Raw genomic sequence first — 14,483 nt, forward strand, 5'->3', positions numbered from 1 at the left:
CCGGAGGGCCCGAGTGTCGCTCCCCACCCCCGGCCGCGTACGCCGGCACCACCGGCCCGCCGACCACACCGACCGGCTGTGGTCGGTACGCACCCAGCTGCTCGCGCCCATCCTGGTGGCCACGGTCGGCCTGGTGGTGCTGGGGGCGGCCCAGACCGCCACCGCCCTGGACGCCTCCGACGACGCGGACCGCGCCCGGGTGCTGGCCGGCACCGCGACGGCCACCGTGCGCCTGGTGCACGAGCTGGAACGGGAACTCGGCGAGACGGCGGCCCTCCGCCAGCGGGGCGGCAGCAGCGGACGGCCCCTCGTCGACGCGCAGCGGCGACGGGTCGACGCGTCCGTCGAGCGCTACCGCGGCGCCAGCCGGGACGCCCGCCGCGCCGCCCCCGACCTGCGCCAGGTGCTCGACGGCGCGGACGCGCAGCTCGGCCAGCTCGAACCGGCCCGCGGATCCGCGCTGGGCGGCACCACCGCCGACCCGGCCTACCTCTCGCTTGTCGAGTCGCTGCTCGCCGTCGCCGACGCGCTGCCGGCCCAGCTACGCGACCGCGAGCTGGCCAACGGGGCCCGGGAGGTGGCGGCCGTGGCCGCCCAGGAACACCTCGCCGCCGTGGAACGCGACCTGCTCCGCGCCGTCTTCGTGCGGGGCACGCTGGTGAACGGGGAACTGGTCCGCCTCGGCCAGTTGCGGGGCGCGCAGGAGCAGCGTCAGGCCGAGTTCTCCCGGATCGCCGGCCGGCCGGCGGCGGACGCGTACACCCGGCTGGTGGCCGGGACCGACGTCTCCACCGCCCGCCGGATGCGCGACAGCGCGCTCAACGTGGAGTCCGAGCCCGCCGGGCTGAGGACCGACGGCGACGCCTGGTACGTGGCCCAGAGCGGGGCCATCCGGCGGTACAACCTGCTCGGCCGGGAACTCTCCGAGGAGCTCGACCGCAAGGCCGCCGGGCTGGCCCGCGACGCCCAGCGGCGGGCCCTGGTCACCGGAGGCGCGACCACCGCCGTCGCGCTGGCGTCGTTGACCGCCGCCGTGCTGCTCGCCGTCCGCACCAGCCGTCGCCTGCGCCGGCTGCGGGTCGCGGCGCTCACCATGGCGCACCGCGAGCTGCCGGACCGGATCACCGCCATCGCCTCCGGTGACGGCGCGCCGACCGACGGCGCGGCCACCCGGCTGACCGCCGGCATCGGGCAGGGCCGGGACGAGATCGCGCAGGTCGCCCAGGCCTTCGACACGGTGAACCGGGCCGCCCTGCGCCTGGCCGGCGAACAGGCCGAGGTGCGGATGGACGTGACCCGGATGGCCGAGGCCCTGGCCCGGCGCATCCGTACCCTGATCACCCGGCAGCTGCGGCTGCTCGACGAGTTCGAACGCGAGGAGACCGACCCGGACGCGCTGGCCCGGCTCTTCGCGCTGGACCACCTCGCCGCCCGCATGCGGCGCAACGGCGAGAACCTCCTCGTCCTCGCCGGCGGGGAGCCCGGCCGTACGCACGACGGCGCCCACCTGCTCGCCGACGTGGTGCGGGCGGCCGCCTCGGAGATCGAGGACTACCCGCGGGTGGAGGTCGACGTGCCGACCGCCGCGGTGCACGGGGCCGCCGTGGGCAACCTGGTCCACCTCCTCGCCGAGCTGCTGGAGAACGCCACCGTCTACTCCCCGCCGAACTCCCCGGTGCACGTCGACGGCCGGCGCACGATCGACGGCCTCACGTTGCGCGTACACGACCAGGGCATCGGCATCAGCGACAGCCGCCTCGCCTCGATCAACGAGCGGCTGCTCGCCCCCGCGATGCTCTCCAGCGCCTCCGCCGGCAGCATGGGCCTGCACGTGGTGGCCCACCTGGCGGCCCGGCACGGGGTGCGGGTGCAGCTGCACAACAGCGGCGCGGGCACCGTCGCGCAGGTGGAGATCCCGGAGTCGGCGCTGACCCGCGTCGAGGACGTCGCCCCGCGCTCCGCCCCGGAGGGACGTGCTCCCGCGCAGGCTGCCCCGCAGGTGCGCGCACCTGCGCCGCCCGTGCGGACGGTGCCCGCGCCGGCGCCGCCCGTGCGTACGCACGCGCCGGTCGTCCCCGCCCAGACCGCCTGGTTCCGGCCCCGGACCGGGACCGGTGGTCCCGCCACCCTGCCCGACCTGACCAGCGTCCACCACGCGCCGACGATCACGCTCCCGGTGCTCGGCGCGCGCCCGACCGGGTCGGGTGGCGGGCCCGCGATGCCGCCGTCCCGTCCCGCGTCGGCCCCGCCCGCACCGCCTCCGCTCACCGGGGCCGGGCTGCCGCGCCGCACCCGGGGCGGCCAACTGCCGGCCGCGCTGCACGAGGCCCCGACGGCGCGGCCGGCGGGCGACCTGCTCGACCCCGAGGTCGTGCGGTCCCGGCTGTCCTCGCTCGCCGAGGGAGTGGCCGCGGCGACCCGACGTACCCAGACGACACCCCCCAGGAGAATCCCATGACCCCATCCGAGAGCGCCGGCCTGGACTGGCTCCTGGCCAACTTCGCCGAACAGGTGCCGGACGTGTCGCACGCCCTCGCGGTCTCCGGCGACGGGCTGCGGCTGGCGGCCTCGCCCCACCTCGCGCCCGACCAGGTGGACCAGCTCTCCGCCGTGATCAGCGGCCTGGCCAGCCTGACCGTCGGTGCCGCCCGGCTGATGTCGGCCGGCCGCGTACGCCAGCAGATCGTCGACATGGACGGCGGGGTGATGCTGGTGATGGCGGTCGGCGAGCGCGCGCTCGTCGGGGTGCTCGCCGCGCCCGGCTGCGACCTCGGCCAGATCGGCTACGAGACCGCCATGCTGGTCCAGCGGGTGGCGGAGGCCCTGGAGCCGGCGGTCCGGGCGTGATCGGACGGTCCTCCCGGTTGCTGGCGGCCCTGCTGGCGACCGTGCTCGCCACCGGTTGCGGCGCGGCCGAGGCCGGGCCGCAACCCTGGCACGGTGGCCGGATCTTCCTCGCCACCGGCAACACCACAGGCGTCTACTACCAGCTCGGCGGCGGCTACGCGGACGTGATCAGCCGGCACCTGCCCGGCTACGAGGCACGGGCCGAGCCGACCGGCGCGTCGGTGGAGAACGTCAACCGGCTGGCCAGCGGCGACATGGAGATCGCCTTCAGCCTCGCCGACACGGCGGCCGACGCCGTCGCGGGGCGCGGGGCCTTCGAGGGCCAGCCACAGCCGGTGCGGGCGTTGGCCCGGGTCTACAGCAACTACACCCACGTCATCGTCCGCGCCGACGCGAAGGTCACCAAGCTGTCGGGCCTGCGCGGGAAGCGGGTCTCCACCGGCTCGCCGAGGTCCGGCACGGACATCATCGCCGGGCGTCTGCTGACCGCCGCCGGCCTAGACCCGGACCGGGACGTCGTCCGGGCCACGCTCTCCCTGCCGGAGACCGTGAAGCGGATGCGGGCCGGCACGCTCGACGCGATGTTCTTCTCCGGCGGCCTGCCCACGCCGGGCATCGCCGACCTGCTGGCCAGCGCGCCCGGCAGATACGCGCTGCTGCCGATCGTCGACCTGATGGAGCCGCTCACCGCGCGCCACGGCTCGGTCTACACCACGGCGGAGCTGCCGAAGGAGGCCTACAAGACGAGGAGCGGCACGCCGACGGTCACGGTGGCGAACGTCATCCTGGTCAGCGCCGACATGCCCGACCAGCTGGCGTACGACCTGACCCGGCTGCTCTTCGCCTACCAGGCCGACCTGGTGAAGGTGCACCCCGAGGCCGGCAACTTCACCCAGCAGAGCGCCTCGGGCACCGACCCGATCCCGCTGCACCCCGGGGCCGCGCGGTTCTACCAGCGCGGGTGACCCGCGCCGGTCAGACGTCCGCCGGGGCGGTGGCGGCGCGGGCCTCCGCCACGAGGCGGTCGGTCTCGGCGAGCACCTCGGGGTCGTCGGCCGGGGTGCCGGGGTCGAGACGGACCGTCCACGTGAGGCCGTCCACCCCCGGCACCCGGCGCGCCGCGACCCGGCCGGCGCCGCCGGGCACCGGGCGGTGCTGCGTGTACGCCACCGACCGGGTGACCCGCTCCCGCACCTGGTGCGGCAGCTCCCCGGGGTCGAGCAGCAGGTGGCTCTCGGCGGGGCCGTCGGCCACCACCAGGTAACCGTCGCGCTCGGCGGACGACTCGGCCGGGGTCACCGTGAGCTGCCGGCCGGACCAGACCGCCTTGAGGATGTCGTGCCAGCCCAGCCTCTCCGCCCGGCCGGGCAGCCAGAGGCCGAGGTTGCTGGCCACGACGACCCCGTCGCCCTGACCGTCGCCGACGGCGGCCCAGGCGAGCACCCGCTCCTCGGCGGCGAGCGGCGGCCGCTGGGCCGCGGGCAGCTTCGGCTTGCGGCGGAACAGTCCCATCTACAGCCCTCCCGCGGCCTGCTCGCGCAACGCCCGGGCGTGCTGTTCCAGCGACAGCAGCTCCCCGAAGGCGGCGAAGTACTCGTCCTTGTTGTTGACCGGGTTGATCCGCTGGATCCGGGACTTGAGATCCCTGATCCGGCTGGTCACCGAGCCGAACTGCAACCGGGCCATGGTGACCGAGACGTAGCGCGGGTCGGGCTCGCCGTCGATGCGCAGCGGCTCCACCGCCAGTTCACCGACGAGCGCCCGGGCGGCCAGGTCCTCGCAGGCGTCGCGGACCGACTCGATCCAGACCGCACCGCCGGTGGCCGTGGCGACCCCGCCGACCGCCGCGACGGCCGCCCGCACCGCGACGTGCACGGGGTGCCGGTACTCCGACGCCTCGACCGCGTCGAACATCGGCCCGGCCAGCACCGGCTCCTGGAGGGCGAGCTTCAGCGCCTCCCGCTCGACCATCGACTGCGGGTTGTCGACGATCGGCTCCGCCGGGGCGGGCCGGGGCGCGGGCGGGGCGTCCCGGCCGGGTGCGGCCGAGGCGGCGGCGAGCACGGCCCGCTGCACCGGCTCGATCTCCATGCCGAGGTCGCCGGCGAGCTTGCGCACGTACTCCGGACGCTTCTCCCGGTCCTTGAGCTTGGCGACCAGCGGCGCGGCCCGGCGCATCGCCTCGACCCGGCCGTCGACGGTGTCGAGGTCGAAGCGGTTGATCACGTGCCGCAGCGCGAAGTCGACAAGCGGCTCGCGGCGGGCGACCAGGTCGCGAACGGCCAGGTCGCCCTTTGCCAGGCGCAGGTCGCAGGGATCCATGTTGTCGGGGCTGACCGCGATGAACGTACGCCCGACGAAGCGCTGGTCGTCCTCGAAGGCACGCAGGGCGGCCTTCTGGCCGGCGGCGTCCCCGTCGAAGGTGAAGATGATCTCGCCGGCCACGTCGTCGGTGTCCATCAGCAGCCGGCGCAGCACCCCGATGTGGTCCCCGCCGAACGCCGTGCCGCAGGTCGCCACGGCCGTCGGGACCCCGGCCAGGTGGCAGGCCATCACGTCGGTGTAGCCCTCGACCACGACCACCTTGCCCTGCTTGGCGATCTCCCGCTTGGCCTGGTCGATCCCGTAGAGGACGTGCGACTTCTTGTAGATCGGCGTCTCGGGGGTGTTCAGGTACTTCGGGCCGTCGTCGTCGTCGAAGAGCTTGCGGGCGCCGAAGCCGATCACGTCGCCGGTCAGGTCGCGGATCGGCCACATCAGCCGGCGGCGGAACCGGTCGATCAGCGTGCCGGAACGCGACGGGCGGGACAGCCCGGCGGTGACCAGCTCGTCGTGGCTGAAGCCCTGCTGGCGCAGGTGCTTGGTGAGCAGGTCCCAGGCGTCGGGCGCGAAGCCGCAGCCGTAGCGCTCGGCGGCGGCCCGGTCGAAGCCGCGCCGGGCCAGGAACTCCCGGGCCGGACGCGCGCCGGCGGTGGTGAGCTGGCCGCGGTAGAACTCCACGGCGGCGGCGTGCGCGGCGACGAGGCGCTGCCGCTGCCCCTGCTGGGGGCGCGGGCGCGGCGCGGCCGAGTCGTTCTCGACGTAGCGCAACTGGAGGCCGGCGCGGTCGGCGAGCCGCTCGACCGACTCGACGAAGCTGAGGTGCTCGGCGTCCATCAGGAACTTGATCGCGTCGCCGCCGGCGCCGCAGCCGAAGCAGTACCAGACGTTACGGGCGGGCGAGACGTTGAACGACGGGCTCTTCTCGTCGTGGAACGGGCACAGCCCCTTGAGGTTGCCGCTGCCGGCCGACCTCAGGGTCACCGTCTCGGAGATGACGTCGGCGATCGAGCTGCGTTCCCGGACCAGCGCGATGTCCTCGTCCCGGATCCGCCCAGCCATGTCCGCCACCCCCTCGGCGTACATCCTGCCCTGCCGCACCGACGCCGCGCCGCCGGGGGACGCCGCGTGTGGCGACCACCGCCGTCACCTCGGCGCTCGCGCCCGCGACGGCCGCCCCCGCCCGGCCGGGTCACGGCCACCCGGCGCGGTGCCACGCCGGGTCAGCGCGGGCGCCGCAGGTAGCGCCGCACCGGCGGCGGGTCCTCCTCGTCGTACGACCGGGCCGCCCGGACGGCGGCGGCCAGGCCGGAGCGGCGGACCCGCGGCGGCGGGTTGACCGCCGGGTCCCGGGCCATGTCCCGGACCAGCGCGACGGCCAGGCCGAGCATCACCACCACGAAGGGCAGGGCGACGAGGATGGTCGCCTGTTGCAGCGCGTCCAGCCCGCCCACCAGCAGCAGTACGGCGGCGACCGCGCCGATCAGCACGCCCCAGACCACCACCAGCGCGCGGTGCGGGCGCAGCGCGCCCCGGGAGGTCAGCGAGCCGAGCACCAGGGACGCCGAGTCGGCGCTGGTGACGAAGTACAGCGCGATCAGCACCATGGCCAGCACGCTGGTCAGCGTCGCCAGCGGCAGTGCCCCCAGCAGGCCGAAGAGGGCCTGCTCGGTGCCCGCCCCGACGTCGGCGACCAGGTCCCGGGCGCCGGTGGCCTGCGCCCGCAGCCCGCTTCCGCCCATCACCGCGAACCAGACCGCGCTGGCTCCGCTCGGCACCAGCAGCACCCCGACGACGAACTGCCGGACCGTGCGGCCCCGGGAGATGCGGGCGATGAAGGTGCCCACGAAGGGCGCCCAGGAGATCCACCACGCCCAGTAGAAGATCGTCCAGGAGCCGAGCCAGGACGGATCGGAGAAGGCGCCCGTGCGGGTCGACATGAAGACCAGGTTGCTGAGATAGTCGCCCACCGCGGCCGGCAGGACCTCCAGCGTGTAGATGGTCGGCCCGACCACGAAGACGAAGAGCATCAGCAGCACCGCCAGCAGCACGTTGGTGGTGGAGAGCCACTTGATGCCCCGGTGCAGCCCGGAGAAGGCGGAGATGACGAACGCCAGGGTGAGCGCGCCGATCACCACCAGTTCCACCGCGGTCGTGTCCGGAACACCCGCCACCAGGTCGAGACCGGCGGCGACCTGGAGCGCGCCGAGGCCGAGGCTCGTCGCCGAGCCGAACACGGTGGCGAAGACGGCCAGCAGGTCGATCGCCCGCCCGGCCGCGCCGTCGGCACGGTCCCCGAGCAGGGGGTGGAAGGCCGCCGAGATCCGGTTCTCCCGGCCCCTGCGGAAGGTCGAGTACGCCAGCGCGAGCGCGACGACGGCGTAGATCCCCCAGGGGTGCAGCGTCCAGTGGAAGAGGGTGTACTGCATCGCCGTGGCACCGGCCGCGCCGGTCTGCGGTGCGACGCCGGTGGCCGGCGGAGGCACGGCGTAGTGCTGGATGGGCTCGGCGACGGCGAAGAAGACCAGGCCGATCCCCATCCCGGCGCTGAACATCATGGCCACCCAGGCCAGCGTGCTGAACTCCGGTTCGTCGTCGTCGGCACCGAGCCGGATCCGGCCGAACCTCGTCGTCGCGATGATCACCGAGAGCACCAGGAAGGCGTCGGCGGCCACCACGAAGAACCAGCCGAAGGTGTCGATGACCCAGGCCAGGCCCGACTCGCCGAAGCCGGCCAGGGAGCCCCGGGCCAGCACGCCCCACGCCACCACGGCCAGTACGCCGCCGACGCTGAGCGCCAACACCGTCCGGTCGATCCGGCCCACGGCCTGCGCCCGGTCCCGTACCTGCCCGCTCATGGCCACCCCCTGCCCATCCTGCTGGGCAGGAGGGCGGCACACGGCGATATCGGGCGAACCTGCCCGGCAGTGGTTGGTCAGGCGGGGACGGCGGCGGCCTCCTCGGCCTCCACCTGCCGCTTCCAGTCGGACTTGCTGGCCCGCCAGCCCTCGTCGTCCATGCCCCGGCGCCAGTAGCCGGAGATGGAGAGCCGCTCGCGGGGAACGGCGTGCTCGACGCGGAGCAGGCGCCGCAGCTCCTTGACGAAGGTGGCCTCGCCGTGCACGAAGGCCTGCACGTCCCCGGGCGGGAACTCCAGGGCGCGGACGGCCGCGACCAGGGCCTCCCCGACCGGGCGGTCGCCCCGGTGCAGCCAGGTCAGGCGCACCGCGCCCGGGCTGGCCAGCGGCTGCTCCTCGGTCGGGTCGGCGACCTCGACGAAGACGGTGGCCGGGGCGCCGGCGGGCAGCCGCTCCAGGGCGGCGGCGATGGCCGGCAGCGCGCTCTCGTCGCCCACCAGCAGGTGCCAGTCGGCGTCGGGGCTGGGGGCGTACTCCCCGCCGGGGCCGACGAAGGGCACCGGGTCGCCGGGGCGCAGCGCGGCCGCCCACGGCCCGCCCAGCCCCACGTCACCGTGGTGCACGATGTCGACGGTCAGCTCGCCGGCCGACGCGTCCCAGGCCCGCACGGTGTACGCGCGCAGCCGGGGCCACTGCTCCCGGGGCAGGTCGCGGCGGAGCGCGTTGAGATCCGCCGGGATCGGGTACCGCGTCCCCGGCGCCGGGAAGACGATCTTGATGTAGTGGTCGGTGAACTCGCCCACCGGCAGGCCGGCCAGCTCCTCACCCCCGAGCACCAGCCGGACGACGTGGGGGGTGGGCCGCTCGGTGCGCAGTACCCGGGCGGTGGTGACCTTGATGGGGCGCTCCGTCATGCCGGTTAGGCTAGCCTAAGTTCGCGCGCCTGCCCATCCCTGATCCCCCGTCGGCGGGTGCCCGCGCCCACCGCGCACCACCCGCGCGTGCCAGGCGACAGCCGCCGGGTCGGTCAGCGAGGCCACCTGGTCGACCACCACCCGGAGCCGGGCCGCGTCGTCCGGCGCGGCCGACCAGAGCGGGGCGAAGACGGGATCCAGCCCGTCCGGTGCCCGGTCGGCCAGGGCGTGCACCAACTCCGCCAGCACCTCCCGCTGCCGCCGGTAGCGGTCCGCCGCGCCGGGGCGACGCATCACGTACCGCAGGGCGATGCCCTTGAGCAGCGCGCACTGCGCCCGGATCCGCCGGGGCACCACCAGGTCGGCGGCGTAGCGGCGGTGCGGCCGGGGACCGTACCGCGCCTGCGTGGCCGCCACCACCGTCGAGACGAAGCGGCCGGTCAGCACGCTGGTGGTGGCCTTCAGCGCCGCCTGCGCGCGGTGGCTGCCGTCGTAACCGGCCAGTGGGGCGAGCGCCGGGTCGTCGAGCAGCTCCAGCAGCACGTCGCCGAGGTCGGCCGGGGACTCGCCGGAGTACGCGGCGGCGACGTCGGCGCAGAGCGCGGCCCGCTCGTCGGGGTCGCGCAGCAGCGTACGCAGCGCCACGTACCCGCCGTGGATGCCGTCCTCGACGTCGTGCACCGAGTACGCGACGTCGTCGGCCCAGTCCATCACCTGCGCCTCCAGGCAGCGCCGGTCGTCACCCGGGCCGCCCGTACGCAGCCAGGCAAAGAGCGGGAGGTCGTCGTCGTACACCCCGAACTTGCGCTGCTCTTGGCGGCGGGGCCACGGGTACTTGCTGACCGCGTCGAGCGATGCCCGGGTCAGGTTGAGGCCGGCGGACCGCCCGCCCGGGGCCACCACCTTGGCCTCCAGGCGGGTCAGCACCCGCAGCGTCTGCGCGTTGCCCTCGAAGCCGCCGCACCCGGCCGCGAGGTCGTCCAGCGCGTCCTCGCCGTTGTGCCCGAACGGCGGGTGACCGAGATCGTGGGCGAGCCCCGCGGTGTCGACCACGTCCGGGTCGCAGCCCAGCCGGGCCCCCATCTCGCGGGCGATCTGCGCGACCTCCAGCGAGTGGGTCAGCCGGGTACGCAGGAAGTCGTCGGTGCCGGCCGTGTGCACCTGGGTCTTCGCGGCCAGCCGCCGGAACGCCGCCGAGTGCAGCACCCGGGCGCGGTCCCGCTCGTACGCCGACCGCCCGTGACCGGTGTCCTTCGGCGGCTCGGCGACCCAGCGGGCGACGTCCGGATCGTCCGGCCCGGGAGGCTCAGTCCTCACGCTGCCGCAGCACGCAGAACTCGTTGCCCTCCGGATCGGCCAGCACGGTCCACCCGCCGTCGCCCTGCCCCACGTCGACGTGCCGGGCCCCCATGTCGACCAGCCGCTCGACCTCGGCCTCCTGGTCGTCGGGACGCAGGTCGATGTGCAGCCGGTTCTTGGTCGTCTTGTCGTCGGTCACCGGCACGAAGACGATGCCCGGCAGCCGGTCGGCGGACCGGCGGATCTCCACCTCGTCCGGCTGCTCGGTGACCACCTGGTAGCCCAGCGCCTCGGCCCACCAGCGGGCGAGCCGGGCGGGGTCCCGGGCGTCGACGGTCAGGCTCTCCCAGGCGCTGCTCATGTCGATCAGGTTACGCCCGCGCGCCGCGAACGGCGCGCCGCCGGCGCGCGCCCGACGGCTACGCAACCTCCGAACAGTCGAGAGTTGTCGACCGATCGCCGTCGGTTACGGGATCGCGGTCCGGCATGGCCGCCGGTAGCGTTCCCAGCGCGGAACGTGACCAGACTGAGGGCCCGACGGTGGGGAGACGCCCGTGAACGCGGACACGATGATGGGAACGGAACTGTCGGAGCTGCGCCGGCGCCGCCCGGAGGTGGCGGGCACGGTGCTGGCCGGGACCGACGGCCTGCTGATCTCCAGCGACCTGCCGACGACGGACGCCACCCACCTGGCGGCGCTCGCGGCGGCGAGCTTCGGCCTCGGTCACCGGGTGGCCGACACCGTGCGGCACGGCGAGTTCCGGGAATCGGTGGTCCGCACCTCGACCGGCGCCGTCGTCACCTATCCCGCCGGGCGCAACGCCCTGTTGACGCTGGTCGCCGACGCCAGCGCCGACCTGGACGAGCTGCACGCCGACGCGCGGGCGGTGGCCCGGCGCACCGGCTCGGTGCTGGACACCAGCCGCCTGATCGGGGCGGCGACGGTGCCCGAGGCACACGCCCGGCTCGCGGCCCGCACCTCGGGCGGCAGGCTGCCCCGGCGCGTCACCCCCCACGCCTGGCGCCGCCCGCCGGTCTGAGCAACCCCCGGGAGTCGGTCCGCGACCGACTCCCGGCCCACGGTGCGGTCGCGCCGGCACGGGCCGCCCGCACGGCAGCGGCGGCGGATTCCGCTCCCCCGGGTCCGCCGCCGGCCTGTCGTCCTCGCGCGTCAGCGGCTGTCGGAGCCGTCCGTCTCCACCGCCGCGCGGCCGGCCTCCAGCCGGGCGACGGGCACCCGGAAGGGGGAGCAGGACACGTAGTCCAGGCCGACCTCGTGGAAGAAGTGCACCGACTCCGGGTCGCCCCCGTGCTCGCCGCAGACGCCGAGCTTCAGCTCCGGCCGGGCCGCCCGGCCCTCCTCCGCGGCGATGCGCACCAGCCGGCCCACGCCGTCGCGGTCGATCGACTCGAACGGCGAGATGCCGAAGATGCCCAGCTCCAGGTAGCGCCAGAAGAACGCGCCCTCGACGTCGTCGCGGGAGAACCCCCAGCCCATCTGGGTCAGGTCGTTGGTGCCGAAGGAGAAGAACTGCGCCGCCTCGGCGATCTGGCCGGCGGTCAGCGCCGCCCGGGGCACCTCGATCATCGTGCCGATCAGCACCTCGACGCCGCTGTCCCCGACCACCTCGGCGATGATCTTCTCGGCCTCGGCGCGGACCGTCTCCAGCTCCTGCACCGCGCCGACCAGGGGGACCATGATCTCCGGCCTGGCCACCGCGCCGCTGCGGGTGACGGTGACCGCGGCCTCCGCGATCGCCCGGACCTGCATGGCGAACAGACCGGGGATGACCAGGCCGAGGCGGACGCCACGCAGGCCCAGCATCGGGTTCTCCTCGTGCATCCGCCGGACGGCGGCGAGCAGCGCCTCCTCCTGCGCCACGTCCTCGCCGCGCTCCTGGGCGACCGCCACGTTGACCGCGAGCTGCTCCAGCGGGGGCAGGAACTCGTGCAGCGGCGGGTCGATCAGCCGGACGGTGACGGGCATCCCGTCCATCTCCCGGAAGATCTCCTCGAAGTCGGCCCGCTGCAACGGGAGCAGCGCCGCCAGCGCGGCCTCGCGCTCGGTGTTGTCGCGGGCCAGGATCAGCCGCTCGACCAGCTCGCGCCGGTCGCCGAGGAACATGTGCTCGGTGCGGCACAGCCCGATGCCCTCCGCGCCGAAGCGCCGGGCCCGGGCGGCGTCCGCGCCGGTGTCGGCGTTCGTGCGGACGGCCAGCCGCCGCCTGGCGTCGGCGTGCGACATGATCCGGTGTACGGCCCGGACCAGCGGATTGTCGACGTGCTCGGGGTCGAGGCTGCCCTCGAAGTACTGCACCACCTCCGACGGCATGACCGGCACCTCGCCGAGGTAGACCTTGCCGGTGGTGCCGTCGATGGAGACGACATCGCCCTCGACGACGGTCTGCCCGCCGACGACGAACCGGCGCTGCGGGACGTTGACCTCGATCTCGTCGGCGCCGGAGACGCAGGTCTTGCCCATCCCCCGCGCCACCACGGCGGCGTGGCTGGTCTTGCCGCCGCGCGAGGTGAGGATGCCCTGGGCGGCGATCATGCCGTTGAGGTCGTCGGGGTTGGTCTCGCGCCGGACCAGGATCACCGACTCCCCCTCGGCGGCCAGTTCGACCGCGCGGGCGGAGGTGAAGACCACCTTGCCCGACGCCGCGCCCGGCGACGCCCCGATGCCCTTCGCCACCGGCTGGAACTCGTGGTCGAGCCGGAACCGGGGGAACATCAGCTGGGCGAGCTGCGCGCCGTTGACCCGGTGCAGCGCCTCGTCGAGGTCGATCAGGCCCTCGTCGACGAGCTGCCCGGCGATGACGAACGCCGCGGCGGCGGTGCGCTTGCCGACGCGGGTCTGGAGCATCCAGAGCTTGCCGCGCTCGATGGTGAACTCGATGTCGCAGAGGTCCCTGTAGTGACCCTCCAGCCGGGCCATGATGCCGAGCAGTTCGTCGTAGGACTTCTTGTCCAGCCGCTCCAGCTCCTGCAACGGCACGGTGTTGCGGATGCCCGCGACCACGTCCTCGCCCTGGGCGTTGGCCAGGTAGTCGCCGTAGATGCCCTGGGCGCCGCTGGCGGGGTCGCGGGTGAACGCGACGCCGGTGCCGGAGTCCGGGCCGAGGTTGCCGAAGACCATCGCCACCACGTTGACCGCCGTGCCCAGGTCGGCCGGGATCCGCTCCTGGCGGCGGTAGAGCACCGCGCGCTCGGCGTTCCACGACTCGAAGACCGCGCGGATGGCGAGGTCGAGCTGCTCGCGCGGCTCCTGCGGGAACTCCCGGCCGGTGTGCTTGAAGAAGATCTTCTTGTACGCGTCGACCAGCCCCCGCAGGTCGTCGGCGTCGAGGTCGAGGTCGTCGTGGGTGCCCTTGGCCCGCTTGGCGTCGTCGAGCGCGTGCTCGAACTCCTCGCCCGGCACCTCGCACACCGTCTTGCCGAACATCTGGATCAGGCGGCGGTAGGAGTCCCAGGCGAACCGGTCCGCGCCGCCGGAGGTCTGCGCGTCCGCGCCGCTGGCCTGTCGCGCGAGCCCCTGGACGCTGCGGTCGTTGAGGCCGACGTTGAGGACGGTCTCCATCATGCCGGGCATGGAGAACTTGGCGCCGGAGCGGACGGACACCAGCAGCGGGTCCTCCGGGTCACCGAGGCGCTTGCCCATCGCCTGCTCCAGCGACGCGAGGTGCGCGGCGATCTGGTCGGCCAGGCCGTCCGGTTCCTCCCCGGTCGCGAGGTACGCCTTGCAGGCCTCCGTGGTGATCGTGAAGCCCGGTGGGACCGGCAGGCCGAGATTGGTCATCTCGGCCAGGTTGGCCCCCTTGCCACCGAGCAGTTCCTTGAGATCCTTGTTGCCCTCGGCGAAGGCGTACACGTACTTGTGTTCCACCGTCTCCTGCTTTGCCACCAGAGCCCTCCCACGCGCGCCGGTCCGACACTTAACGAAGGTTCAGTCGCTCTCATACCCCGGGACGGACCACCGGCAATCCCGGTGCCAAGCCGGCCGGTGGGCGAAGGCTAAGCGAACTTCGCGTGGCCCGGGACCGTTCGGTGACAATAGGCACAGCTATCACGACTATCCGCGTTCGTACCGGTTTTTGGGAACGCTTCCACGCGCACGATCACGCATTTCCGGCTCCGCCTCGTATTCTTGGCCGCACGCTTTTCGGTGAACCTCACCTTTGCCATAACCGCCGCAAATACACCCCTCGGAGCCGACGCCGTGCCAGCCGTTCCCACCGCCGCCCCG

At 74.3% G+C, this 14,483-nt stretch carries 11 protein-coding genes; 4 read left to right on the forward strand and 7 right to left on the reverse strand.

Annotated elements, in window-relative coordinates; genetic code table 11:
• Positions 1 to 13: 13 nt before the first annotated feature.
• The 3 genes from OG989_RS31320 to OG989_RS31330 are packed head-to-tail and all read left to right on the forward strand — an operon-like array spanning position 14 to position 3,812.
• Complete coding sequence (locus OG989_RS31320) at positions 14 to 2,458, forward strand: sensor histidine kinase (RefSeq protein ID WP_327029301.1); 2,445 nt, start codon at positions 14 to 16, stop codon at positions 2,456 to 2,458.
• Complete coding sequence (locus tag OG989_RS31325) at positions 2,455 to 2,847, forward strand: roadblock/LC7 domain-containing protein (RefSeq protein WP_088998933.1); 393 nt, start codon at positions 2,455 to 2,457, stop codon at positions 2,845 to 2,847. The genes OG989_RS31320 and OG989_RS31325 overlap by 4 nt, the downstream gene beginning before the upstream one ends.
• A complete protein-coding gene (locus OG989_RS31330; RefSeq protein ID WP_327029302.1) occupies positions 2,844 to 3,812 on the forward strand; it encodes a TAXI family TRAP transporter solute-binding subunit in 969 nt (322 codons plus the stop codon). Before OG989_RS31325 ends, OG989_RS31330 begins: the two co-directional genes overlap by 4 nt.
• 10 nt (positions 3,813 to 3,822) lie before the next feature.
• On the opposite strand, the gene OG989_RS31335 is transcribed toward OG989_RS31330, so the two are convergent.
• The 6 genes from OG989_RS31335 to OG989_RS31360 form a co-directional block, all read right to left on the reverse strand.
• Positions 3,823 to 4,359 (reverse strand): hypothetical protein, encoded by a 537-nt coding sequence (locus OG989_RS31335; RefSeq protein WP_327029303.1) that lies wholly within the window; start codon positions 4,357 to 4,359, stop codon positions 3,823 to 3,825.
• Positions 4,360 to 6,252: a DNA primase gene (gene dnaG / locus OG989_RS31340; RefSeq protein ID WP_327029304.1), complete on the reverse strand. Its 1,893-nt coding sequence runs from the start codon at positions 6,250 to 6,252 to the stop codon at positions 4,360 to 4,362.
• Positions 6,253 to 6,389: 137 nt separating this feature from the next.
• The gene (locus OG989_RS31345) at positions 6,390 to 8,024 is read right to left on the reverse strand and encodes a BCCT family transporter (RefSeq protein WP_327029305.1); all 1,635 of its coding nucleotides are present in this window, start codon (positions 8,022 to 8,024) and stop codon (positions 6,390 to 6,392) included.
• 77 nt (positions 8,025 to 8,101) lie between these two features.
• On the reverse strand, positions 8,102 to 8,938 hold the full coding sequence (locus tag OG989_RS31350) for a siderophore-interacting protein (protein ID WP_327029306.1): 837 nt from the start codon (positions 8,936 to 8,938) through the stop codon (positions 8,102 to 8,104).
• A gap of 15 nt (positions 8,939 to 8,953) precedes the next feature.
• Entirely contained in the window at positions 8,954 to 10,255 is a 1,302-nt protein-coding gene (locus tag OG989_RS31355; protein WP_327029307.1) for a deoxyguanosinetriphosphate triphosphohydrolase, read from the reverse strand.
• On the reverse strand, positions 10,245 to 10,598 hold the full coding sequence (locus OG989_RS31360) for a VOC family protein (RefSeq protein WP_327029308.1): 354 nt from the start codon (positions 10,596 to 10,598) through the stop codon (positions 10,245 to 10,247). Before OG989_RS31360 ends, OG989_RS31355 begins: the two co-directional genes overlap by 11 nt.
• Before the next feature lie 193 nt (positions 10,599 to 10,791).
• Here OG989_RS31360 and OG989_RS31365 point away from each other — a divergent pair, with 193 nt between their 5' ends.
• On the forward strand, positions 10,792 to 11,277 hold the full coding sequence (locus OG989_RS31365) for a roadblock/LC7 domain-containing protein (protein WP_151456293.1): 486 nt from the start codon (positions 10,792 to 10,794) through the stop codon (positions 11,275 to 11,277).
• 131 nt (positions 11,278 to 11,408) lie between these two features.
• On the opposite strand, the gene ppdK is transcribed toward OG989_RS31365, so the two are convergent.
• Positions 11,409 to 14,141 carry a pyruvate, phosphate dikinase gene (gene ppdK / locus OG989_RS31370; protein WP_327029309.1) on the reverse strand — a complete coding sequence of 911 codons (2,733 nt, stop codon included), beginning with the start codon at positions 14,139 to 14,141 and terminating at the stop codon, positions 11,409 to 11,411.
• Between the last annotated feature and the right edge of the window lie 342 nt (positions 14,142 to 14,483).

The sequence above is a fragment of the Micromonospora sp. NBC_01740 genome (assembly GCF_035920365.1).
In the GTDB taxonomy this organism is placed as follows: domain Bacteria; phylum Actinomycetota; class Actinomycetes; order Mycobacteriales; family Micromonosporaceae; genus Micromonospora; species Micromonospora reichwaldensis.